18 protein-coding genes and 1 pseudogene are annotated in these 24,510 nt (G+C 67.9%); 14 read left to right on the forward strand and 5 right to left on the reverse strand.

The window, feature by feature from the left end; translation table 11 throughout:
• Positions 1-5: 5 nt before the first annotated feature.
• The 5 genes from CCN51_RS12060 to CCN51_RS12080 are packed head-to-tail and all read left to right on the forward strand — an operon-like array spanning position 6 to position 8,591.
• Complete coding sequence (locus tag CCN51_RS12060; protein WP_014175293.1) at positions 6-2,162, forward strand: GDSL-type esterase/lipase family protein; 2,157 nt, start codon at positions 6-8, stop codon at positions 2,160-2,162.
• A gap of 11 nt (positions 2,163-2,173) precedes the next feature.
• Entirely contained in the window at positions 2,174-3,607 is a 1,434-nt protein-coding gene (locus tag CCN51_RS12065) for an alpha-L-fucosidase (RefSeq protein ID WP_014175294.1), read from the forward strand.
• Positions 3,608-3,612: 5 nt separating this feature from the next.
• Positions 3,613-4,557 (forward strand): DUF1349 domain-containing protein, encoded by a 945-nt coding sequence (locus tag CCN51_RS12070; protein WP_014175295.1) that lies wholly within the window; start codon positions 3,613-3,615, stop codon positions 4,555-4,557.
• Complete coding sequence (locus CCN51_RS12075) at positions 4,554-5,453, forward strand: CARDB domain-containing protein (RefSeq protein WP_014175296.1); 900 nt, start codon at positions 4,554-4,556, stop codon at positions 5,451-5,453. The genes CCN51_RS12070 and CCN51_RS12075 overlap by 4 nt, the downstream gene beginning before the upstream one ends.
• Positions 5,454-5,471: 18 nt before the next feature.
• Positions 5,472-8,591, forward strand: a complete 3,120-nt coding sequence (locus CCN51_RS12080) for an alpha-N-acetylglucosaminidase TIM-barrel domain-containing protein (protein ID WP_014175297.1) — start codon at positions 5,472-5,474, stop codon at positions 8,589-8,591.
• 551 nt (positions 8,592-9,142) lie between these two features.
• Here CCN51_RS12080 and CCN51_RS12085 read toward each other — a convergent pair.
• Positions 9,143-9,487: an ATP-binding protein gene (locus tag CCN51_RS12085; RefSeq protein WP_086013648.1), complete on the reverse strand. Its 345-nt coding sequence runs from the start codon at positions 9,485-9,487 to the stop codon at positions 9,143-9,145.
• Positions 9,488-9,936: 449 nt separating this feature from the next.
• Here CCN51_RS12085 and CCN51_RS12090 point away from each other — a divergent pair, with 449 nt between their 5' ends.
• The 5 genes and pseudogenes from CCN51_RS12090 to CCN51_RS12110 form a co-directional block, all read left to right on the forward strand.
• Entirely contained in the window at positions 9,937-10,464 is a 528-nt protein-coding gene (locus tag CCN51_RS12090) for a hypothetical protein (protein WP_014175298.1), read from the forward strand.
• Complete coding sequence (locus CCN51_RS12095) at positions 10,464-13,013, forward strand: hypothetical protein (protein ID WP_143675777.1); 2,550 nt, start codon at positions 10,464-10,466, stop codon at positions 13,011-13,013. The genes CCN51_RS12090 and CCN51_RS12095 overlap by 1 nt, the downstream gene beginning before the upstream one ends.
• Positions 13,014-13,096: 83 nt before the next feature.
• Positions 13,097-13,789, forward strand: coding sequence for a hypothetical protein (locus tag CCN51_RS12100; protein ID WP_193383702.1), 693 nt, complete (start codon positions 13,097-13,099; stop codon positions 13,787-13,789).
• Positions 13,786-13,965: a hypothetical protein gene (locus CCN51_RS55815; RefSeq protein WP_086013649.1), complete on the forward strand. Its 180-nt coding sequence runs from the start codon at positions 13,786-13,788 to the stop codon at positions 13,963-13,965. Before CCN51_RS12100 ends, CCN51_RS55815 begins: the two co-directional genes overlap by 4 nt.
• 26 nt (positions 13,966-13,991) lie before the next feature.
• Positions 13,992-14,645 (forward strand): annotated as a pseudogene (locus tag CCN51_RS12110) (NAD(P)/FAD-dependent oxidoreductase); the annotation flags it as partial.
• A gap of 92 nt (positions 14,646-14,737) precedes the next feature.
• On the opposite strand, the gene CCN51_RS12115 reads toward CCN51_RS12110, so the two are convergent.
• A complete protein-coding gene (locus CCN51_RS12115; protein ID WP_193383703.1) occupies positions 14,738-15,997 on the reverse strand; it encodes a hypothetical protein in 1,260 nt (419 codons plus the stop codon).
• A gap of 151 nt (positions 15,998-16,148) precedes the next feature.
• Between CCN51_RS12115 and CCN51_RS12120 the strand changes: the two genes are divergently transcribed.
• Complete coding sequence (locus CCN51_RS12120) at positions 16,149-17,198, forward strand: YaaC family protein (RefSeq protein WP_014175303.1); 1,050 nt, start codon at positions 16,149-16,151, stop codon at positions 17,196-17,198.
• Between the two features lie 1,483 nt (positions 17,199-18,681).
• Here the strand turns inward: CCN51_RS12120 and CCN51_RS12125 are convergent.
• On the reverse strand, positions 18,682-19,449 hold the full coding sequence (locus CCN51_RS12125; RefSeq protein WP_055413901.1) for an IclR family transcriptional regulator: 768 nt from the start codon (positions 19,447-19,449) through the stop codon (positions 18,682-18,684).
• A gap of 281 nt (positions 19,450-19,730) precedes the next feature.
• Here CCN51_RS12125 and CCN51_RS12130 point away from each other — a divergent pair, with 281 nt between their 5' ends.
• A complete protein-coding gene (locus tag CCN51_RS12130) occupies positions 19,731-20,252 on the forward strand; it encodes a hypothetical protein (RefSeq protein ID WP_014175305.1) in 522 nt (173 codons plus the stop codon).
• A gap of 212 nt (positions 20,253-20,464) precedes the next feature.
• Here CCN51_RS12130 and CCN51_RS12135 read toward each other — a convergent pair whose 3' ends face one another.
• Positions 20,465-20,785 carry a helix-turn-helix domain-containing protein gene (locus CCN51_RS12135; RefSeq protein WP_014175306.1) on the reverse strand — a complete coding sequence of 107 codons (321 nt, stop codon included), beginning with the start codon at positions 20,783-20,785 and terminating at the stop codon, positions 20,465-20,467.
• Positions 20,786-20,806: 21 nt separating this feature from the next.
• Between CCN51_RS12135 and CCN51_RS12140 the strand changes: the two genes are divergently transcribed.
• Positions 20,807-21,811, forward strand: a complete 1,005-nt coding sequence (locus CCN51_RS12140) for a hypothetical protein (protein WP_143675778.1) — start codon at positions 20,807-20,809, stop codon at positions 21,809-21,811.
• Entirely contained in the window at positions 21,808-23,712 is a 1,905-nt protein-coding gene (locus tag CCN51_RS12145; protein ID WP_014175308.1) for a hypothetical protein, read from the forward strand. Before CCN51_RS12140 ends, CCN51_RS12145 begins: the two co-directional genes overlap by 4 nt.
• Positions 23,713-24,155: 443 nt before the next feature.
• Here CCN51_RS12145 and CCN51_RS12150 read toward each other — a convergent pair.
• On the reverse strand, positions 24,156-24,510 hold a 355-nt coding region (locus CCN51_RS12150; RefSeq protein WP_143675779.1), incomplete at its 5' end, for an aldehyde dehydrogenase family protein.

The following is a 24,510-nucleotide window of genomic DNA, read 5'->3' on the forward strand; positions in this document are numbered from 1 at the left end:
GACCCGTGCTCGGCGTGCCTGGTGTGTTCAGAGGGCTCGGACACCGCGGATTCGCCGCCTTCGCCGCGGGCTTGGCGGCCACCCTGGCGGCGCTGCTCATGGCGGCGCCGGCCGAGGCCGGGCAGCCGGCCTGGACGGGTACGTGGGCCACCGCGCAGCACGCCTCGTACGACCCCGGCACCTCGGAGGTCACCGTACGCATACCGGTGCGCGTCAGCGCCGGCGGGTCGAGCGTGCGGATCCGGCTGACCAACGGATTCACCGACCAGCCGGTGACGATCGGTCACGCCACCGTAGGGCTGCGCGGCGGCGGTTCCGCCGTGGCGCACCCGTACGACCTGCGGTTCGGCGGGAAGCGGGAGGTGACGATCGCGGCGGGCGAGCAGGCGGTCAGTGACCCGGTCCGGCTCGCGGTGCCCGCCCGTACCGACCTGGTGGTCAGCCTGTACTTCCCCGGCCGGCTCACCCACATCAGCCAGCACTGGATGGGGCTGCAGACCGTCTACTGGACCCCGGACGGCGGCGGTGACCACGCCGGGGACTCAGCCGGAAGCGCCTTCACCACGACCGACTCCACCTTCCCGTTCCTGACCGGGGTCGACGTTCGGGGCGGTGACGCGAAGGGCGCCGTGGTGGCGCTCGGCGACTCCATCACCGACGGGGCGTCGTCCACGGCGAACGCAAACCGGCGCTGGCCCGACTACCTGGCCGCCCGGCTTTCGGCCTGCTCGTCCACCGCCGGGGTGCTCAACGAGGGCATCAGCGGCAACCGGATCACCGCCGGGACCGACGGCAACCCGTCGGCGCTGGACCGGCTGGAGCGCGACGTGCTGTCCCAGCCGAACGCCCGGACGGTGATCCTTTTCGAGGGAGTGAACGACCTCAGCTGGGGCGGCGCCACCGGCGACCAGGTGATCGACGGTATGCGGCAGATCGCGCGGCGGGCCCACGCCCGCGGGCTGCGGGTGATCGGCGCGACCGTGGTCCCGTACCGAGGGTGGGGCGACTGGTGGACCGAGGACAAGGAGGCCGGCCGGCAGCGGGTCAACGCGTTCATCCGCGACTCCGGCGGCGTCTTCGACGGGTACGCCGACTTCGACAAGGCGGTCCGGGATCCGGCCGACCCCACCCGGTACGCCGCCGCGTTCGACTCCGGTGACCATCTGCACCCCAACGACACCGGGATGAAAGCGTTCGCCGACGCGGTCGACCTGGCCGCGCTCGGCGTGGCCCGCGACTGCCCCTCGGCCCGCGTCCGGCTGACCCCTTACCAGCCGAGCCTGCGGGCCGGTCAGGCCACGCAGATGACAACAACCGTCACCAACACCGGCCCCACGGCCGTCACCCGTGTCAGCACCCGCCTAAAGCTGCCGCACGGCTGGTCCGCCGAACCGGCGGGCAGCGCACGGATCCGCACCCTCGCCCCGGGCGAGCGCGCCGCCGTCACCTGGACCGTCACCCCCGCGGCCGACGCCGCATGGGGCACCCACCCGATCAAAGTGGACGCCTCCTGGCGCCAGGGCGGCCGGCCACGGCACGACTCCGACAGCGTGGACGCCACCGTCGTGCCTGTCCCGTCCGAGGTGCGGGCGCCGTACCTGACGACCGCCACGGCCGACGACGCCCAGTACGCCCGGAACAGCGGTCGAAGCGGTGACCAGTTCGCCATCTGGGCGGGCGGCCGGGACCTTTCCGGTGGGATGGACGAGAAGGCAGCCGTCTATCTGCCCGGCGCCGCGCCGCGCTCGGGCAGCGTCACCGCCCGGGTGGTCGGCCAGACGGGCAGCGGGCCGTCCGCCAAGGCCGGGATCGCCGTCGCAGGCGACCTGACCGCGCCGGAGAAGGGCGGCTACGCCGTGCTGGCCATGTCGGCGCGGTACGGCGTGGAGTTCATGACCGACAGCGACGGCGACGGCCGCCTGGACACCTGGGCCGGCGGCGGCGACTCCTACCACCCCGCCTGGCTGCGGCTGGTCCGCGACGGCACGACGTACACCGCGTACGCCAGTGCCGACGGCACCGCCTGGCAGCGGGTCGGCACCGCGACCGTGCCGTCGGCGAGCGGCAGCGGCGACGCCGGCCTGGTCGCCAGTGCCGTCAACCTCAACTATCCCGGCCAGACCACCACAGCTGTCTTCGACTCCTTCTCCGTCACCGAGTGAGAGGCACCTTCATGGCAGTCAGCCGCAGAGACCTCCTGACCACCGCGACCGCTCTCGGCGGGGCCGTGCTGCTCGGCCCGCCGGGGATCGCTCACGCCCTCGGCGGCAGGGCGCGCCCCGACTATGAGCCCACCAAGGCGTCGCTGGACACCCACCCGGTGCCGCGCTGGTACAAGGACGCCAAGTTCGGCATCTTCATCCATTGGGGCGTCTACTCGGTGCCCGGGGGCACCGGACGGCACAACGCGGGCGAGTGGTACCTGTGGTACCAGAGCTTCAAGGACACCGCCGAGTGGAAGTACCACCGGGACACCTACGGCCAGGACTTCGTCTACGACGACTTCATCCCGCAGTTCAAGGCCGAGAACTTCGACCCGGACTCCTGGGTCAGGCTCTTCGAGCAGGCGGGCGCCCAGTATTTCGCGCTGACCAGCAAGCACCACGACGGATTCGCCCTCTTCCCCAGCGAGGTCACCGACCGGCACTCGGTGAAGTACGGCCCCAAACGCGACCTGGTCGGTGAGCTGATGACCGCCGCCCGCAAGCGCGGCACCGTACGGCCGGGCCTCTACTACTCGCTGGGCGAGTTCTTCAACCCGGCCATCGGCCGGCCGATGAAGAACTTCTACACCGACGAGGAAATCCCGATGGTCGGCTACAAGCCGGTCGAGGACTACGTCGGCGACTACGAGCTGAAGCAGCTCTACGAGGTCATCGACCGGTACGACCCCGAGCTGCTGTGGGCGGACGGCCAGTGGTTCCGGCCCACCGGGGAGCCGCCGTGGCGCAGCGAAGAGCCTATGGCCTACTACTACAACAAGGCGAAGAACCGGGCGCGGCCCAAGGGCGTCGTGATCAACGACCGGTTCGACACCCACTTCGACTTCGCCACGTACGAGCAGCGCACCAACCCCACGATGGACCCGCAGAAGTGGGAGTGCTGCATCACCATGGGCTACTCCTGGGGCTACAACAAGCACGAGCTGGACGAGGACTACAAGACCTCCGAGTTCCTGATCCACCTGCTCGCCGACGTGGTCAGCAAGAACGGCAATCTGCTGCTCAACATCGGCCCCAAGCCCGACGGCACCATCCCCGCCATCATGCGGGAGCGGCTGCGCGACATCGGCGCCTGGCTGGACGTCAACGGCCCGGCGATCTACGGCTCGACGCCGTGGGTGCGGGCGGAGGAGGAGGGCAGCCCACTCGGCATCCGTTACACGGTCACCCCCGGCAGGTTCAACATCATCGCGCTGGGTGCCCCCAGCGGAACCCTGTCGGTGCCCGCCGACATCCCGATCAGCTCCACTTCCAGGATCCGGCTGCTCGGCCACCAGGGCCCGCTGCGGTGGACCCGCGAGGACGGCAAGATCCACATCACGGTCCCCTCCGCTCTCCCCAGCGACATCGCGAATACCTTCACCGTCGACTGGGACCGGGGATGAGCGCGATGACCGGACGCGACGAGACCCGGTTCGACACCCTCGGGCCCACCCTCACGGTGACCACGGTGCCCGCGGACCCGGCCGGCGGCGACGCGGTGACGGCCACCGCGCACCTCACCAACGACTGCCCCTTCCCGCTCCGCGACGCCGTTCTCCACCTGATCGGCCCGGGCGCGACGACGGCCGCCAAGACCATCCCCCTCGGCGACCTGCGGCGCGGCGCGAAGATCACCCGCAGCTGGCAGACCGCGATGCCCGCCGACGTGGCGGGCGACGTATCGTTCACCGCGCACCTCGTCTTCGACGTCGACGGCAACAGCTCCGACTGCGCCCGCTCCGCCAGGACCGTCAGCATCCCCTACGAGCCCAACGGGGTGCGGGAGCCGTACACCACCTTCGCCACCACCGACGACGCCACGTTCGGCCAGTACGCCCCCGGCCAGTTGGTGATCTGGGCCGGCGGCCGGGACCTGTCCGGCGGCTCCGACGAAAAGGGCGTCATCTACCTCCCCGGCGCCGCCGCCGAGTCCTGCGTGGTGCAGGTCAGGACGGCCGGCCTGACCGGCAGCGACAACCCCAGCGCCAAGTCGGGGATCGCGATCGCGGGCGACCTGACCGCACCCGGCAAGGGCGGCTACGCGGTGCTGACCATGTCCGCCCGGTACGGCCTCGAGTTCATGACGGACAGCGACGGCGACGGCCGCCTGGACACCTGGGCCGGGGGCGGCGGCTCCTACCACCCCGCCTGGCTGCGCCTGGTGCGCTCGGGCACCACCTATACCGCGTACGCCACCGGCAACGGGCTGGCATGGGAGCGGGTCGGCACCGCCACCGTGCCGTCGGCGAGCGGCGCCGGGGACGCGGGAGTCGTCGCCAGCGCCGTCAATGCCAACTACCCGGGCACCACCGTCCGGGCGGTCTTCGATCACTTCTCGGTGGAGGCGCCATGAGCGGCCACGCGTACCGGCCCGACGAGGACTTCCTCACCCCGCCCGTCTCGCTGACCGTGTCGCCGACGAGTCCGGAGGCGGGCTCGGCGGTGACGCTGACCGCCACCGTCACCAACACCGCCCCGATCGCGCTGCGTGACACGGTGCTCTACCTCGCCGTGGACGGCACCGGGCGGCCGTCCCGTCTGGGCAGCCTGGCGCCCGGTGCCACGGCCACCCGCAGCTGGCGGACCCGGCTCGCCGACGACGCCGAGGGCCTCGTCTCGTTCACCGCCCACGCACTCTTCGACGTCCACCGCGACGGCTCCGACTGCGCCCGCGCCACCTCGTCGGTGCGGCTGCCGAACCGGTCGCTCGCCGGTGCCTTCGACAACGCGGGCATCGCCTCCGACGACGCCCTCACGGTCGCCGACATCGACGGGTCGCGGTCCAGCCTGTCCGCGCAGGCGCTGGCCTCGGTCGGGCTGACACCGGGGGCGGTGGTGACGTACGACGGGACGACCTTCACCTGGCCGGACACCCGGCCGGGGAACAAGGACAACGTCGTCGCCTCCGGGCAGACCGTGCTGCTGTCCGGCTCGGGCACCCGGCTGGCCTTCCTGGGCACCAGCACCTGGGGCGAGGGCAAGGGCGAGGGAGCCGTCCTCTACGCCGACGGCACGCGGCATGCGTTCTCCGTCGCCGTCCCGGACTGGTACGGGGCGAACGGCTCCGCCGCCGTGGTGGTGCCGTACCGCCACATCTCCACCGGCCGGGACGACACCCCGGTCAGCCTCTACGTGTTCGGCGTCGAGCTACAGGACAAGGAAGTGCGCGCCGTCGTGCTGCCGAAGGTCAGCGACGGCCTGCAGTCGGGCGTCCCCGCCCTGCACATCTTCGCGATGACGGTCGCCTGAAAGGAAATTCTGGACAATATGGACAACGACGAAGGCGTCAGCCGCAGACGAGTGCTGACCGGAGCGGCCGCCGTGAGCGGCGCGCTGCTGCTGGCGCGGCCGCAGACCGCCCGGGCGGCCGCCGCGAACGGGAGCGCCCGGCCGTTCGACACGGCACCGGCCACCGCCGCGCTGCGGCGGCTGGTGCCAGCCCACCACCAGCAGGTCACGCTGCGCGCGGTGGCGGCCGGCGGCGGCGACCACTTCCGGGTCACCGGCCGGGCCGGGAGCATCACGGTGGAGGGCACCAGCCCCGCCGTACTGCTCACCGGGTTCAACCGGTACCTCGCCGAGGCCGCGAGGGCAGACATCTCCTGGAACGGCGAGCAGCTGAACCTCCCGCGGCTGCTGCCCGCGCCCGGCGCGGAGATCACGGGAGCGGCGAATGTCGCCCACCGGTTCGCGTACAACGACACCAACGAGGGCTACACCGGCGCCTACCGGGGCTGGAAGGCCTGGGAGCGCGAGATCGACGTGCTCGCGCTGCACGGCATCAACGAGGTGCTCGTGTACATCGGTGCCGACGCGGTCTACTACGACACCTTCCGGGACTTCGGCTACTCGGACGCCGAGCTGCGAGAGTGGATCCCCGCCCCTTCCCACCAGCCCTGGTGGCTGCTGCAGAACATGTCGGGGTTCGGCGGTCCGGTGTCCAAGCACCTCATCGACCAGCGGGCCGCCCTCGCCAAGAAGATCATCAACCGGGTGCGGGAACTCGGCATGACCCCCGTGCTGCCGGGCTACTACGGCACCGTGCCGGACGACTTCCTGGCCAAGAACCCCGGCGCGTCGCTGGTCGCCCAGGGCACCTGGGGCGCCTTCAAGCGCCCCGACTGGCTCGATCCGCGCACGGACCTCTTCGCCGAGGTCGCCGCTGCCTTCTACCGGCACCAACGGGAACGCTACGGCGACAGCTCGATGTACAAGATGGACCTGCTGCACGAGGGCGGCAACCCCGGTGACGTGCCGGTCGGAGAGGCGGCCAAGGCCGTCGAGGCGGCACTCCAGAAGGCACACGCCGGGGCGGTCTGGGCGATCCTGGGCTGGCAGACCAACCCCAGCCGGGAAATCCTCGGCGCGGTCGACAAGAGCATGATGCTCGTCGTCGACGGCCTGTCCGACCGCTACACCACCGTCATCGACCGGGAGAGCGACTGGGACGGCACCCCGTACGCCTTCGGCTCCATCTGGAACTTCGGCGGTCACACCCCGATCGGTGCCAACGCTCCCGACTGGGTGGAGCAGTACCCGAAGTGGCGGGACAAGACGGGCAGCGCGCTCACCGGGATCGCGATGATGCCGGAGGGCGCCGACAACAATCCTGCCGCCATGGCCCTGTTCACCGACCTGGCCTGGACGCCCGGCGCCATCGGCCTCGACGACTGGTTCGCCTCGTATGCCGTGTCCCGGTACGGCGGCGAGGACCCGCACGCCGTCGCCGCCTGGAAGGCGATCCGTGACACCGCGTACAACATGTCCCGCGCGGACGCGTGGAGCGAGGCTCCCGACGGGCTGTTCGGCGCCCGGCCGAGCCTGGGCGCCAACAAGGCCGCCGCGTGGGGCCCGGAGGCCGACCGCTACGACACCACGGCCTTCGACGCGGCGCTCACCGAACTGCTCCAGGTCGCGCCGGGGCTGCGCGACAGCTCGGCCTACGCGTACGACCTGGCTGACGTGGCCCGTCAGGTGCTGTCCAACCGCAGCCGGGTGCTGCTGCCCCAGATCAAGACGGCGTACGAGGCCGGGGACCGCGGCCGCTTCGACCGGCTCACCAAGACCTGGCTCAGCTGGATGAAGCTGATGGACAAGGTGCTGGCCACCAGCGGCCAGCACCTGCTCGGACGGTGGCTGGCCGACGCCCGTTCCTGGGGCGCCACCAGGGCGGAGAAGGACCAGCTGGAGTACGACGCGCGGTCGATCATCACCACCTGGGGCGGCCGGGCGAGCAGCGAGGAGGGCCTGCACGACTACGCCAACCGGGAGTGGTCCGGACTGCTCGGCGGCCTCTACCACCTGCGCTGGAAGACGTACTTCGACGAGTTGTCCACGGCGCTCGCGGCCGGCCGGCAGCCCGCCGGGATCGACTGGTTCGCGCTGGAGGACCACTGGGCGCGCCGGCACGACAGCTACCCGGTGCGGACGTCGGGCGACATCCACAAGCTGGCCCGGAAGGTGCGGGACACCCTGACCGCGGATCCCCACCAGGTGGCGCTGACCGCGTCCGCCGACCGGGCAGCGGTGGCCGAGGGCCGCCCGGTCACGGTCACCGTGTCGTTCACCAACCGCAATGGATTCGGCCCCGCGACGGATGTGAGCCTGTCGGTCGACGCGCCGGAGGGGATGACCGCCGAGCCGGCCGGCCCGACCACCACGGCGTCCGTCGCCCCGGGCGAGACATTCTCGGCGAGCTTCCGGGTCACCCTCACCGCGGCCGCCGGTGCGCTGGTCTCCCGGGTGCCGGTGGGCGCGTCCTACCGGAGCGGCGGCTCGCGGGGCTCGGCCTCGGCGGCCGTCCGTCTGATGGCGGGCACCGGTGTACAAGCGCCTTACCGAACGGCTTCCTTCAACGACGCCGTCTTCGGCCAGTCGGAGGACGGACTCGCCATCGAGGGCGGGGGCGCCGATCTGTGGGGTGGCACCAATGAGTTCGCCACGATCCACCAGGTCGCCGCCTTCGGTTCCGCCTCGGTCGCCACGGTCCAGGTCACCTCGCAGGACAACACCGGCGGCTGGGCCCGCGCCGGGCTGATGGTCCGTAACGACCTCTCCGCGAACGGCGACGGCTCGGCCGGGTACGTCAATCTGGCGGTGACACCGTCCAACGGATGCGCACTGTCCTGGGACGCCGACGGCAACGGAACATTCGACTCGATCGAACTGTCCGGGTCCTTCACCGCTCCGGTGCATCTGCGGCTGACGCGCTCCGGCAACGCCTATACCGGCGAATGCAGCGGTGACGGCGTCTCATGGACCACGGTCGGCACGGCCACCCCGGGCGGCGTTGCCGACGCCCAGGACATCGGGGTGTTCATGACGGCTGCCAACGGCTGGACCGGCACCCGCGGGATCGCCGGTTTCCAGGGCTTCTCCGTCACCTGAGCCACCGGGTTCCGCGCGGTCTTGTTCACCCCCATGGCACCGGCCACCGGGTCCAGAACACGCGAGGTCGCCTGCTGGACTGCCGAGGTCTACGGGACCCGGGACTCGCGCAGATCACGAGCCGGAAAGCACCTTGCGCAGGCCGAGCCTCGCCTCGACCCGCGCAAGGCGGGGCTAGCTTGTTCCGCCTCGGACGGACCCCGGGCGGCCAGCTGCGCCCCGCACCGAGAGAAACCCCAGGCCAGCGCGCTGCCACCCCGACGATCTCGCGCGACCCATTTCGGTCACCTGCTCGATGCCTCACGCAGAAAGCCTGGTCAGCGTACTGACCAGGCTTTTGGAGTGAGTGGGTCGTTCACGAGTTTTGCTGACCGGCGACGACGTAGCCAGTTGAGCGTGCACTTCCCGGCGGCATCAAGATCACTCCCCGGATAGTTGCGGATTCAAACAAATGGGTGCACGCTAGGCGAACGTGACTCGTCACCCCAGGCGCCGGTGAGGACACGATGCGGCGCTGCGCAGTCTTTCTCAGACGGGTCGAGCCCCGTCACTCAAGGGGAGGGCCAAGCGGAAAGCGCGTCCCTTGCCGGTTCGATGTCCAGATCCATGCGTCCGCCGTGACCTTGGGTGATCGCTGCGGCGATGGCGAGGTCGAGACCGCTGCCGCCGTGAGTACGGGAGCGGGAGGGGGTGACGCGGTAGAAGCGCTCGAAGACCCGCCCAGCCTCCTCCGTCGAGAGTCCGGGCCCTCGGTCGACGATCACGATCACATAGATGGGTGCGCCAGCGGCCGGAGGTGAGGAGGCGCTCGTACGGCCGAGGCTGTCGATGTCGCCCGTCGTAGCCCTGAACGGGTGACCCGACGCGTACGCCCACGGGGGTTCCCGGAGTCGCATGGATGAGCGCGTTGGGCAGGAGGCCGTTGAGGGCCTATCAACTCACTCGTGGCTGCTGCAACGCAGGGCAAAGTCAGCGCCGCACGCGTGAACGATGCGTGGATGGACGGCGAAGCATCGGCCGTCACGAGCGTAGCCACAGCAGGAATCAGACACCACCTACCTGCGAACGGCTTTCGAACATCGTGGACTTCCAGCCGTCGGCCGACGTGAGTGCCGGGAGCGATGCTCACCACCAGCGAGATCACCCTCTGTCAAAGCTATATCCACCCTGTGTCAATATCGCCCCTTCGGCCATTTCGGCATTCGACCAGTTTCCTCTCTGCCCTTCGCAATGATCACCCTAGTACGGTGAATCCCGTTTTTGGCTGCGTAAGTGCCAGTCGCATCTACCGGCGGAAGGCGCGACCGCTTCGCAGACCCACGGGGCAGGGGGAGGAAGCACACACATGGATCCGTTGGCATTTCCTGCACTGGCCGGGACGCTGCTGACCGAGGCGGTCAGGTTTCTCTTCGACCGAGCGAGTGCGGTGTTGGACCGGCGAGCAGGTCGAGTGGCGGTGGAAGAGCCGGAGCAGGTTCCAGGGCAGATGCAGCCCCTGCTGGTCAGGGCTCCTGCACTCACCGACGAGCGCATCGCACGCATCACCGAGGCGCACGGTGCCCTCCGTGTCTATCTGTCGCGGCCCGAGTTCCTCCAGGGCGATGACACCGAATTGCGGGAGCTTCTGGGACGCCTTCGCCGGGACTTGGAGGAGGTGTATGGGCGCCGCTTGCCCTTCGGCGACGAGAAGGAGGCAGACCGGCCCGGGGTGGAGGTCTCTCAACGGGCCGATTCCGTTCAGAGCAAGCAGGTCGGCATGCGCGTCGGCGGAGACATCACGGAACGCGGACGGGTACGCGTCGATCAGGAGGCCGGGACCATCGAAGAGAGAGGAGAACAGGTCGGCATCGAGGTAGAAGGCACCATCGGCTGATGCAGGACGGCAACAGCATGAGCTTCGATAGCAGCCGTACCGGAGAACGCCCGCAGCAGGCTCTGCCCGCGTCCAGGGGGGATGAGGGCCGGGAGGGCAAGCAGCCGACAGCCCGGGTGCAACCCACGCCGGCACCACTGAACCCGGGCCCCGGACCGAACAGCCTGCCCGAGCTGCCGCCACCGCCTCCCGTGCCGCCCAGCATCGCTGCGTCAACCGCAGCAGCGGCACCCGGAACGTCAGCAGAGACCGCGACCGCCGAGAACGCCTCCGCCGACCGCTTCCCGCGGCGGCCTCCAGCCGGGGTACCGGCGCGAGACACGGTTGAGGCAGTCGGACAGGCCGCCGTGCTGCAACGGGCCTTCAACAACTACGGCGAGCAGATCGGCACGAAGTACGTGTACGAGCAGACCCTCGACTCGCACGCCCCGATCTCGCGCGAGTACCTCGCCGTAGTCCGCGAGGTGTACGCCGAGCCCCACCGTGAGGACCGGCTGGCACTCAGCCCTTTCAAGCAGGCTCTTGAAGCCCTGCGTGCGGCAGGCTCCGTACTGGTCATCAGCCGCCCGCCGAACAGCAGCCGGACTTTTACCGCCTACGCGTTGTTCGCCCATCTCCTGGACGATGGCGTCATCACCGAAGTGCGACCGCTGTCCTTCGGCGGCTCCAAGCACTTTCCGACCAGACGCCTGCCACACGACCGCCATTGCGGATACCTGCTCGAGCTTCCCCCTGACGAAGATGACTTCGCAGTCGACGACTCCTTCGGCGGCAACCTGAACAAACTCGTCGAGCGCCTGCTGCGACGTGACTGCCGTCTGATCATCCTCACTCGTCCCGAGCAGTGGAGGCGTATCAGCCACGGGGCGCCGGATGAGGTCGCCCCGGAGTTGGGAGTGGTGGGTCCGCGCGACATCGCCGAACGGTGGCTTCTGGCGCAGGAGGCCGACTTTCCAGCAGACCTGTGGCTCGATCACAAGGACATCAAGCTGCTCCTTGCTGGCCAAGCCCCGACCGATGTGCTCAACCTCGTGTATCTGATGCTGGAACAGCACCGGGCAGCCCAGTCAGCCGCGCCGGTTACCGCCGCCCCGGATCAGGCGCTCAGGCACAAGCGGGAGGACTCTCCTCGCCTGACGTTCGAGAAGCAGGTGGCCAACGTGGTGGCCGCTCATAGCAACTGGGAGGACGCGCTCTACCGCTGGCACGAGCCCAAGGAACGCACCCGTACCAGTTTCGAACGCAACTTCCTGCTGGCTGCGGCTGTTCTGCGCGGTGATCCGGTCGGGCATGTGTACGCCAAGGCGGCGGAACTCACCGAACAGCTCGAAGACGTGCCAGTCGAGGTGGACGGACAGCGGGAACCCGGGGTCATCGCCATGACGAGGGCTGTGGGAGCACGACGCGAAGACGACGGCACCCTCACCTTCACTCGCCCGCACTGGGACGACGCCGTCATCGAGTACTTCTGGAACGACCGCCCCCTGGCTCGCACCACCTTCCTCGCGTGGCTCGCACATGCACCCGTCGTCGATACCGACGTGAGCAAGGATGCATTGGAGATCATCAGCAAGGACGGTCGACTTGCCTTGGCCGAGCGCGTGGGTCAGTTCGCTCTGCGATGGGCCGTTCGACATCGTCGCCAGACTCCGCTGGAGCGGATCGTCGAGGAGTGGTACAAGCCGGGGACTGCCAAGGAGCTGTGGCCCCTAGCCGTTGAACTGCTGGACTCCGCTGCCATCCATGCCGCCAGCGCGCCGTATATCCATTCAATGCTGCTGGCCTGGTCGAGCCGAAGCCAGCCCCACCTGCAACGCGTCGTCGTAGAGGTGTGTACGGGCGCGTTCGGTCGCCGGCATACAGCCAAGGCCCTGCGTCGGCTCAGAAATGTGGCCTCGCAAGGTCGTCCTGACGTGATCGACGTGCTGCGCGCGGCGGTGCGCGTCCTCTGGGAGGACGTCACCGTACGGCAGATGCTGTTCGGGTACGTCGTCGATTGGTGCAAGTCGGAAAAGACGAGCCAGACCGTCGGGCACCGAACGTTCAGCGCGCTAGCCCTGAACTCCCCTCCCGAGGCATCTGGCCTTCCTCCGCTCCTCCAAGCCATGGCCGAGGAGAACCACGACGAGGAGGACGCCTTCCGCCCTACCGTGCAAGGGCTTGTGATCGGCTGGCGCACCCTGCTGTGCCAGACGGCAGGGCCGACAGGGGAACGAGATCTCGATAAGGCCGTCTTCACGTGGCTCGATGCAGCACTGGAACGGCACGAACTTAAGTCCGTTGTCTTCGACTCCCTGCGCCAGGCCGTGAACGTTCCGGGGGCTGAAGGGCCGATCCTTCGCGAAACTCTGCGCACCTCTGCCCAGTGGTGGGTTCAGGGACAGGACCGTCCCTACTCCAAGGAAAAGGAAGACCTCAAACACGAACTGTCCGCCCTGCTCGACCAGGACCTCATCGCCCGGCGCAATCAGCCAATCGCGCCTCAGCCCTCGTCGCCAGGTGCTCCAGGTGATGAGCCCCAGGCCGATGCGAAGGCCGACGCCGCATGAGACGCCGGGCCGCCAAGGCGCCTGCCTCTACGGCAGAAGACAACGCCAGCTGGACGTCCGTCTTCACGGACCGCCTCAAGAGCATGGATCCAGTGCTGTCCTTCACCAGCGAGATCCGGGTGGCCTGGCGCCGCGCCAGCGCCACCGCGCCAGCGAATCGGCACACAGCACCGCGCCTTGCGAGAAGGGAGATCGAGAAGGCGGCCGAGCGCTGTGACGTCCTCCGTCCCAAAGCCGCCGAACAGGACATCACCGTCGCCATCCAGGGACAGCTGCCTCTCGTCGCCGACGGTGTGGTGGTCACCGATGTCCAGGTGCACATCACCGTGGAGGACGCCATTCGGGAGGCTGCTCTCCGCACGGAGCGGCTGCGGCAAGAGTGCCAGCGGCAGGAAGAGCGCATACGACGCGACCACGAGCTGGACGCCCTGGCACGGCGGCAGGTCCGAGCACGCGAGGCGTTCCTCCGAGAGGAGATCCTCGCCAACCCGGCCGCTGTCCGCCTCTACGGACTGTTGGAGGGAGCGTCGAAGCACTGGTCCCGACTAGGGGGGCCGCCGGCGGGCACCGACCTCGAAGACCTGGTGCGTGAGGTCCGGCAGTGGCAGCCGGGACAGCAATGGGTGACAGCCGCACAGCTGCTCCACGACTTCGTCTCCGGCCTGACGGAGGAAGGGCGGAAAGAGCTGCTCACCATCCTTGCCGATGCTGTCCGCGCATTCGGCGACGAGAACACAGCCCATCACCTCGCCCTGCTTTCGGGCGAGGTGCGGTGAAGAGCGCTGCGCTGCGCTGGGTGCTTGATCCCGTCACCAGCGTGTTGGCTCTGCGGCTGCGTGTACGAGAGCGTGGCCGTTTGTCCTATGACGCCGCCTGGCGTCTTGCCCGGGTGATGCGCCATCCGGATGAGATGGGCTACCGCCTGCACGGACATCGCAGCGACGACACGTAGGCGGGATCGATCAGTGGATCGCTTGACGCCCGGTGATCTTGGCGACCGGCTCCGGTTATCGCAAGCTGGGCCTGCCCAAGGAGGAGGAGCTGTCCGGCCGGGGCGTGTCCTGGTGCGCGACGTGCGACGGCTTCTTCTTCCGCGACCGCGACATCGTGGTCGTCGGCGGCGGCGACACCGCCATGGAGGAGGCGACCTTCCTCACCCGCTTCGCCCGCTCCGTGACCGTCGTCCACCGTCGCTCCACGCTTCGGGCCTCGCAGGTGATGCAGAACCGCGCGTTCGCCGACAACAAGATCTCCTTTGCGTTCGACAGCGAGATCGCGGAGATCAAAGAAGCGGACGGCAAGCTCGCGGGGGTTGTGCTGCGTGACGTCTTCACCGGCAAGACCCGCGACCTGGGTGTGACGGGCCTGTTCATCGCGATCGGTTACAATCCGCGTACGAAACTCCTCGCAGGCCAGCTGGAGTTGGATGACGCCGGTTACCTGAAGGTGCTGTCCCCGTCGACCCGCACGAACATCCCGGGTGTCTTCGGCGCCGGCGATGTGGTCGACCGCACGTACCGTCAGGCCATCACCGCCGCTGGTGGCTGCGCTGCCGCCCTGGACGCCGAGCGGTACCTCGCCGCACTCGCCGACGGCAGCACCGAAACGGCCTGTGCCGCAGTGCCTGTCTGACGTAGGCAAGTAGCGGGGCGGCCAACACGAGCCTGTGCTGGGCCGCCCCGGCTCGCTCTGCCCCACGCAGCATCGGCGATTACGCCAGGCCGTTACCCGCTCCCAGGCGCCTCTGCTTCACGCTCTGTGCGGGCGCCGCTGTTGGGCGCTTGTTGTTCCAAGGCATCACCGAGAGCCGCAACAGCCTCACTGAGGCGGCGAAACACCTTCGTGGGCAGGCCAAGGCGCCTGACACCTCGCTCCAGCGGCTCGCGCATGTGTCGCTCACAGACCACGAAGTCCGCGTACCCGGCAGCGCACGACAGGTAGACCATGTCCGTGAGGTCGTTCCTCTCCCATCGTGTGCCCCTGTTGAGGTGCCGATTGTGGAGCATCTCGCGGTAAAGCCCTGTCGCAGGCAGTGCGCTGAAGCCTTCCATCGGCTGCTTCTGTGACCACTGTTGGAGCTCTTGCTGAGACAGCCCAGCCGCATGCGCCCCTTCCGCCAGCTCCCGCCGAAGATCGGCGAAAAGGAAGGCATCGATAGATCGACGCTTCTGCTGCGAGTCCCACTTCTGGGCATCGAGCCAGTCGCTGAATTGCTGATTTGCCTGGACCCACCCTGGCTCCGCACCAGGCTCAACGCGCTCAGCATCGAGCATGACGTCTATGTACGCAGAGGCAGACGTCAGGGCAGCCAGGCGGAAGGCGTCATCAGCGGAGAAGTCCGCAGGTGGCGAATAGGGCACTAGCCGACTCGGCGAGTGGAGCGAGTTCGGCGCGAGCGTGAATGCCGACGCCGGCCGCGCATCGTCGGCTTTGCCCAGCCAACAGCGGAACATCCCACCGATTTCGTCACGCCGCACCTGAAGCGGATCACGCATCTGCCAGCCCCGACTGAGCTGGAGAATCGTCAGACCTAGGCGGTACCGCTTGTCTGCCAACGACCACTTGGTCGTCTCGTGGTAGTGACCAGCGGAAGCCGGCAAGACGATACGCCGGGAGCGTACCCACTCAGCCAACTGCTCGGCAGCGTCACGCTCTTTCCCGCCTACCGCGCTCTCACCTTGCAGTGCATCGCTGACCGGACGCCACATGTTCTGGTCCAGGTACACGACAAGTCGACGCTCGAGTTGTTCGCTTCGACCGCGAGCAGGCAGCTCGAACGCGACTTCATCACCGTTGCGCGTGACGGCAAGCAATCCACCGAGAGACGGCGCATAGTGCAAGCGCGAGAGCAGGCTTGTGCTCGCAAACGGTGGATTCGTCATGGGTTGCCGAGCTTCCTTGCCGTCGGAACGCGCCAGAACGACCGATGACGTCTCCCTGTCGAGGGTCATCATCACGACGAAGGGTTCGGTTGGCTTGCTCACTGCAACATCTTGCAGGCAAGACGGCCCGAGCCCCAAGAGCGTATGCAAGCGCCGTCGCCCCACGGGGTCACATCATCAACCCGGTGCCGCGTTTCCACACTGCCTCTCTCCAGACCGGGCACACTGTCCTGCACGGACGGAGGCGGAGGGTATGGACGGGACAACAGCAATTCGTGTCGGGCTACGGCACCGTCGTACGAGCCTGACGGACAGCACCAAGCTCAAGGACTCAGCATCCAGGAGGAGGACGTTCGCCGCTGCCCTTCAGCAGTTCGAGGAGCAGATGAACGCGGCGAAGGTCGTCTCCGCCGCCACCCGCCCCATCAACCTGTATTACGGCCTCGTGCAGGCCGGACTCGCGATAACCGCTGCCCACGCACCAGGCACTTGGACGTTCAGCAAGCACGGCCTGAAACTCGTCGACATGGAACCGGACATCCCTGACGTGTCCGTCAGGCCCGACGGACAGGGTGCCTTCCAAGCAGTGTCTGATGCCACGGGATCCGAGCGAACGTCGGGTGCGATCAGCCTCGGGTCCCTGTGGAACTCGATACCCGAACTTACCGAGGCACCTCTCAAAGGGGCGATCAGCGATCCGGCGGTCGACCTGCTTGCTGACCGGCGCACATCGATTCAGGACGACCTGCGCAGATGGTCGGCCACCCCTTCGCCGCCAACCGAATACCTGCGCGCGTCGGTCTACGTGAACGAGGAAATGCCCGCGCTACCGGACAGGAAGGCGTGGCTCGCGGCCTTCCTCCCGAAGTATCCGGGCCTGCACGACGCGCAACTCTGGGGCAGTGAGCAGGACGCCTTCGGAGAGATCCGCTCACGACGGTTCTCTGTCGAATTCTGCTGGCCGGCTCCCAAGAGGGAAATGACGGAGGCGGAGATCGAGGGTTTCTTCGACAACAGGGCACCGGCCTGCCGCTTCGCCACCGACCGCTACCTACGGCCCGCCTTCGAGCCTGCCAAGACGCCACCGACACCACTCATGTCCTGGTGGCTGCTCCTCTACAGCTTCTCGATGCTGGCCCGCTACCAGCCCCGTAAATGGTCCGAGGCCCTGGACATTGACAGGTCTCCCCATGCGGCAGCCCTGGAGTACGCTCTGGACATCGCCCTCGAAGCGATCCCTCACCTCGTGCTGGAGGGCTTGGATCAGGAACCGTTGCTGCTCGCCAAGCCGATGACCTTCTGAGGCGGCAGGGCACATCCAGGGCACATGAGCCCGGGAAACGGCGTTGACCCGTGTGAACTACCGAGAAGAGTTTTCCCAGGTCAACGCACATCTCACCGAGAAACCCCAGGTCAACACCCTGCTCCCTCCCATTCGCTGCACGAGTGGCACAACTTCAACCATCATCGCCTGGTAGCGACCGCGCTGCCCCGGCCCAGCCCTCGCTTGACTGCTCTCGCCCTGGCCCCGTTGCTGGACGTCTACACCATCGGTAAGACCGCACCTGTCACCGAGGCCTCTACCCGCGTCCTGTTGGCCCTGCTCGGTCGGCGGGAAAAGATTCTCACCAGCCGCCGCCTTCCCTCCCAGCCAGACCGCTCCCTGCGGCGCGTCGTCCTGGCCGCACGACTGGCGCCCGCGCGTATCTCTCCGGGCTCGACGGCATGGCCTTTCGCGATGAAACCCCGCTCACGGGCCGCAACATCACTGTGACGCTGTTCCGCCCACTGACGGCCTTTACTCCTCGGGTCGTCAGCTCAGTGCTCTGCGAGCCCTTGTGGCACTCGACCCGCAGTCTTTGGCTGCTCGCCTCCGGGCTGCGCCGCCTTCCACACGACCCTGCAGACCACCGCCTGACCGTGACCGTTTCCCCGCCCGAGAGGACGCCGTACGGCTGAACATCCCGAATGGTGTACGACTCCACTTGTGCACCATTGCGTACGGACACCCGTGCTCAACGGGCCCCGGCCAGCCCTTGGAGCCGTGCGGCTTTCCTTGCCCGAGTCGATGCCTCCGAGGTGGGGGATGGCTTCGGTCGTCCCTGAAGGCACGATCCGGAGTTTGCCGTCTCCATGCAATTGCCGCGACCGTCTCCGGAGCGGATCAAATGCGTCGTACGGACCGTCTGGGTGAATCCCGCGTCGCCACGAAACAAAGGTGGCCGGTTAAGCGGCCGCATGTCACGATCGAGCCATGCCTGTTTTTCTGGACGCCGCCGAGGGTTCGGGACGCCTTGCCGTGCCGGCCCCCAGGATGCGGCGGGTGGTATTCGTCGCGGTGCTGAGCCCACCAGGGCAGCTTGCCCTGGTGGCAGACGAAATTCCTGGAGTTCGTCCCCAATGGGTGCTTCCATCAGGATCCGCCCGTGCTGCGGAGCCCTACCGTGAGGCGGCAGCGCGCGTGCTGCGCGACGTAGTCGGCGCGATGCCGGTGCGCGGGAGCGCCGTCGAGGGATGCCGGTGGGCTCGGGTTCCTGTTCCAGTGCGCCGGAGCCGCCGAGAGGCCCGCGTGGTCATTTTTCGTCTCACTGCGGCTGGCGACCCACTCGAACCTCTGCCATGGAAGGGAGCGACACGCTGGGCGGGGCCTGAGCAGTGGCCGGAGTTATCTACACGTTGTGATCTGCCGGATGTGGATGTTCTGTTGACGGGATGTTTGGAGGGCTGGATCCCGGATGGGCGGATCACGTTGGAACCTTGAACACCTCCGCATTTCGGCACCGTTGTCACTCTGCCCTGGCGATCGTGATGGCGGTCTCCTGTAGGGCCGTGGCAACCGCGGGCATGTCTTGTTCGCGCAGGCGCACGGCGGGTGCGTGCACGGAAATCGCGGCGAGTGGTTCCCCGATACGGTTGCGGATAGCCACTCCGACGCCGTGCAGGTCGTGTGCGCTTTCCTCGAGGTCTGCAGCCCATCCCCGGGCTCTGATCTCCTCCAACTCGTCCTCAAGCACCGGCCATTCAGTGATGCTTCCTGCCGCCGTGGCCGCTAGCTCGGTGGGAAGTGTCGCGCGTACCTCTGCCGGGTCACGCAGTGCGAGCAGCGCTTTGCCCGCCGCTGTGACATGAGCCGGGAAATCCTGGCCCAGCGGAACGCTGACGCGCAGGACCTGCCGGCACTCGACTCCATCGACCAGTCGGACGGCGGCCGCATCCAGGATGTAGAGGCACACGGTCTCCTGCAACTTCTCGGACAGCTCTTCCAGAGGCCTGCGAGCCTGCCGTCGAACGTCCAGCTGGGCGATCGCTGTCAATCCCATGCGTACCAGCTGCGGCCCCGCTGAGTATCCGCGCTGGCCCGGATCGTGGCGCAGGAACCCTGTGCGCTGCAGGGTGACCAGGATGCGGTGTGCGGTGGAACGTGAGATGCCGAGTTCACGGGCGGTTGCGGTGACACCGATTTCCCCCCGGTCATGCGCGAGGATGAGAACATCGAGGGCCTTCGCCACCGACGCCAGAGCCTCCGTCGCCGACAGATGATTGCCATCCACCATAAAGGAACCGTAGCGCGCAAACGCTCCCGGGGACCGGGAGCTTGGGCAGAATCCACACGTCAGACTTCTGCAGCGGCAAGCCGAACGGATCCGGCGCGGCGTCACACGATTCCGATGAGCTGTCTCTGCGACAAGAAAAGGTCGAGTACTGCGACAACTCAGACTGGGCTTTTGCCGCACTCGGGCGCTCTCCTGACCGTTTAGTGTCACCTCACAGGAACTGCGTGCGTGCCACAGTGTGCCGTCCCTACACTGGCAGCGGTCTTCCTGAGGAGTTCACCATGGCGGGATACCGGACAGACGCATCTGCGTCAGGCAAAGGTGTCTACCTCGGCTTGGCCCGGCATGCCCTGGAGGAACTGATCACTTCGCTGCGCGGCGAGTTGGCCGTGCTGGAAGCCGTGCACGCGATGATGTGCCAGAGCGTCGAATCTACCGCCGTCCGTGAAGAGCGGCCGGCCACTGACGAGGACCCGGTAACCGCCCAACCGTCCGGGGAGGATCCGTCCGAAGATTCTGCCGCTGACGAGGAGCCGTCGGCCCAAGATGCACACCCGGACTCTCGCGCCCGGACCCTGGGGCCGCCACGCAATGGAAGCATGCGTGATGCGATCCTCACGCTGTTGTGCGCCGCCCAGGAGGCGATGTCGATCACCGATATCGCGGCGGCGGTGCGGCCAGGAGCGGACGCGACGGTCCGCTCATCCGTAGGTAAAACGCTCAACCGTATGAAGCAACTCGGTGAGGTGGAAAACGTAGCGCCTGGAATGTTCCGGGCCGCGCTGTCATCCCAGGCCGCTTGATGCATCCGAGAACTGCCCACAACCCAACAAGCAGGCCTCCCTCGATTAACGGTCGAGGGAGGCCGCCACAACGCACGAACGGACGCTTCTCCTGACAGGGTTCCGGTCCGTCGTGCACGTTCACCTTAGCGCTCCCGCCGGTAGCGCTATAGGGCGTCCGCGCCATTCCGCACTGGAGCGTGCACGACTGACCTCGAATAGGCAATTGGGGATCAGTCATGAACACATTGGGTCGCATTCGATCCGGGCCAGAGTGCCAGGCCCAGGGCGTGCTCCAGCCGGCAGATCGTCAGGACGTCCGGCCAGCTGGCCCCCGCCAGCAGATCACCGATGGTCTGCCTACCGACGTCACTCTGGGCGGCGAGTGCACGCAGCGACAGCTCCGGCCGCTCACACAGGGCCGCGGCAAGGCGGCGGGCAATCGTCTGGACCACCGCGGCGGCGGGCTCCCCGGCGATCCGGGCGTCCGGCCACTGGTCCGGGTCGACGGCGTAGTTCCGTGGCGACGCCGTGCGCGCTCGGCCTCCGGTCATAAAGATGCGTTCCTTCAGATCATGATCGACACTGACATCAGTGGCCGGTTAACCGGCCACATGTCATGGGCCTTGCGCCTGGAGGTCGCTGTGTCGAATCGCCTGCTGGCGTACGCGCCGAAACCGGAGACGGTGCCGCCCGCCCAGTGGCGCCGCATCGCGCCAGTCGTCCGGTCCCTGGGCTTTCTGACCGTCGCGGCCGGGCCCTACGGCCCAGATGTGATCATGACGCCACTCGCGCGACTGGTTGCCTGGGCCGAGGCCCAGGGCCTTCCACTGGAACCCTCGGTGCTCCTTGACCAGAGCACCGTCGAACGCTTCATCCTGGTCGGCTGCCGCGACATGGCCGCCAACAGTCGCCGGACCTGCAGCAGCCAGTTGCGCCGGGCTTCCGAAGCGCTCCTGCTGGATCAGCTCGGGCAGCATCCGCCGATCCGGCTGAAGGCGATTGCTACCCCGGTGGCTCCCTACCCGCCCGCAGAAGTGGCTCACTGGCTGATCTGGGCGCAGAGCCTGCCCACCCCGTCCCAGCGGCGCAACGCCTGTCTGCTCTTCTGCCTCGGCATCGGGTGCGGACTGGCCGTCGAGGACCTTGTGTACGTTCAGGGACGGGACATCCGACCAGGTCCGACCGGGCGGGCGCTGGTCAACGTGCACGGGCGCCGTCCGCGCACTGTCGTATGCCGGTACGCCTACGAGGAACTGCTGCTGGCGGAAGCCGAGGCCATCCCGGCAGACGCCTACGTGTTCCGACCGGACTGGCAGAACCGCACCAGCAAGCACATCGCATCGGACTGGCTCGCCAAGTACCCGCGAATCATCGGCCGTTGTGACAGCGCCGTGCTGCAGACCCAGCGGCTGCGCACGACATGGCTCGTCGATCTGCTGAACGCTGGGCTTCCGCTGACGGTGATCCTCAAAGCATCGGGGCTCGCGACACTGCACAGCCTCTCGCGCTACCTCGTCTTCCTTAGCGACGTGTCCGAAGCAGAGGCATGTGATCTGCTGCGGGGAGCAGCGGCATGAGCAGGAAGAATCCCGAGAACAAACACTGCCGACGCACCGGCCTCGCCTTACGCCCCGCACCGCAGGCCCCCGACCGCACCCTCAACGACAAGGTTGTGAACGAGATCTTCAACCTCGTCCGCAGCTGCGGTGCACTGGAGCGCCTCCCCTCCAACCCCCACAAGCCGGGTCCGAAGGGCCTCCCCTTCCGCACCGTCTTGATGGGCTTGCTCCTGTCGCAGTACATGGGCAAGAGTGCGAACCTCGACGACGCGTGGGAGACACTCTTCTTCGGACTGTCTCCCGGAGCCAAACGCCTGCTCGACGTCCCCGACATCGACCTGGACATCCCCGAGGACGCCACCAGCGAAGAGATCGACGACATCGCACACCGGCAGTACGCGACGTCGAAGCGGGTCTACCGGTCCTGGGCCTCGATGACCAAGCGCCTGGACCCGGCGCCGCACGACCGCCGCAAACGCCTGACACTCAGTGAGGCCAAGAAGATCCGGCGCAAGTGGAACGCCCCCGACAACGCAGACACCGTGCGCAACCTGGAGGCTATCGCCCAGGATCTGGTTCTCGCTCCGGTCATGGCCTCTTACCGGCGCGGCGACTTCGCACGCTGGCAAGGTCACATCGCGGTCGACGACACCCCGGTTCCAGTCTGGGGTAAAGGGCCGGACTACGACAGGGACCGCGCCTCGCTGGAGATCACCGCCGGGATGTACGTGAAGGGAGGAGCGCAGAAGCGGCCGGTGCAGATCGGTAACGGAACGTCGACGCCTACGAATACCGGCACCCGGCGCGGTACGGCGAACAAGCCAGCCTCTCGCAAGGGCAAAGGACCGCAGGAGAAGAAAGCGAAGGTGCCGGAGACGAAGGAGTTCCGCTACGCCATAATGGCCGCGTTCCCCGGCCATGGCCACGGCGACCTCGCCGGCGCCTACCCCGCGGTCTGCCTCGGCATGATCCTCCACACCCCGGGCACCGAACCAGGCCCGGCCGCCCTGCGTGCCATCCGGGCAGCGTACGACCGGGGCCTGGTCAAGGACCTCTTCTGTGCCGACCGGGGCATCTCCCAGGCCAGGCCCCGCAACCTGCATCTGCAGCTGCTCGATCTCGGCCTCAACACGGTGAAGCACTACAACGACGACAAGGTCGACCGGCAGGGGGCCTTCCGCGGTATGGAGCTGGTCGGAGGCGAGTTCTACTGCCCTCTCATGCCCACCCCGCTCGTCACTGCGGGCGCCGCCTACATCAACAGCCGCACGGACGAGGACCGCGCCCACGCGCTCAACTTGATCCAGTCCCGCAGGAACTACCAAACCAAGGTCAAGGAGTACGGGCCCGCAGGCGACCAGCGCCGGCAGTGCCCAGCACTCGGACCACACGCCACGGTCACCTGCTACCGCCGCCCCCAACCACGCCGGTCCACCGTTGTCGACCTCGACGCCCCCACCGTCCGCACCGCGGCCGCCCTGCCCGCCATCCGCAAACCCAAGCGGGACGCCAGCCCTTACCCCGACATCTGCACGGGGAAGAGCATCACCGTGCCGGGCACCGTGCTGGCCAAGTGGCGGCAGAAATACCCCCTGTTCACCCCTATGTGGCAGGAAGCCTGGTCCGGACTGCGCAGCCAGAACGAGGGCGGCAACGGCAACCTCAAGAAGTCCGCCCTCGACAGCATCGACAACCCCCAGCTTCGACTGCCCCACGGACGCGTCGCGCAGACCCTGCTCAACGCCGTGATCATCTTCGTGGCGAACTTCCGAGCCATCAAACGGTTCCGCCGCGACCAGGGCATCCGGCCCCGCAAAGCTGGCACGCCGAGCTCCACAACCCAATCCGGCGAGCCCCTCGAGCCACCCCACGGGCAGCCGTTTCCGACCCATCCGGTCGAGCCTCCGCCACGTGAGTGACCCACTCCCGCAGCGCTCCGCCCTCTGAAAACCCCACATGCCTGCGCCACGGCCACCAGCCGTCGCACAGGCATGTCCTGTTTCCGCAGGTGAGAGGCGCAGCACCCGGACCGCCACCGCACCAACCCCTCACTGAGTCGACCGTGCGACCCGAAGGCCCCAGAAACGACGAAATACCGGTGAGTCACATGACTCGACCGGTAATTCGTGAACGCTTCGGGACGATCTCGTGAACGTCCCAGTGAGTGTCCGAGGGGGGACNNTCCGCCACCCGGACCAGGTGTGCTCCGCGGTTCCCCGCGGCGACAGGGACAACGATACCAAGGTTTTGGAGTGCGTTTCACCTGCGTAAGGGACCGGCCCCGGGCCGCGCCGACCTGCGGTGACGCGGTCCGGGGCCGGGTTGAGGGTCACGGTGGGTGGTCAGGCGGTGCCCGGCGGCGTCAGGCGGGCATCAGGTGGCGGTCGGGGAAGTTGCCGGGGGTGCGGTCGGGGTCGGGGCCTTCGGTGACGGCGTGGACGAGGAGGTCGCCGCCGACGAAGGCGCCGCGCCAGGAGGCGCCGAAGCCGCCGAAGAGCTCGTCGCGGTCGCCGCGGGAGCGGGGCTTGCCGTGGCCGGTTTTGAAGGCGCGGATCTGGGGGGCGAGGCGCTGGTAGGTGGCGGGGTCGTCGCAGGAGAGGGTGGCGACGAGGGCGCCGTTGCTGGCGTTCATGGCGGCCAGCAGTTCGGCCTCGGTGTCGACCAGGACGAGGGTGTCGACGGGGCCGAAGGGTTCGGCGTGGTGGAGGGGGGAGGAC

The sequence above is a fragment of the Streptomyces milbemycinicus genome, from assembly GCF_002154605.1.
Taxonomy (GTDB): domain Bacteria; phylum Actinomycetota; class Actinomycetes; order Streptomycetales; family Streptomycetaceae; genus Streptomyces; species Streptomyces milbemycinicus.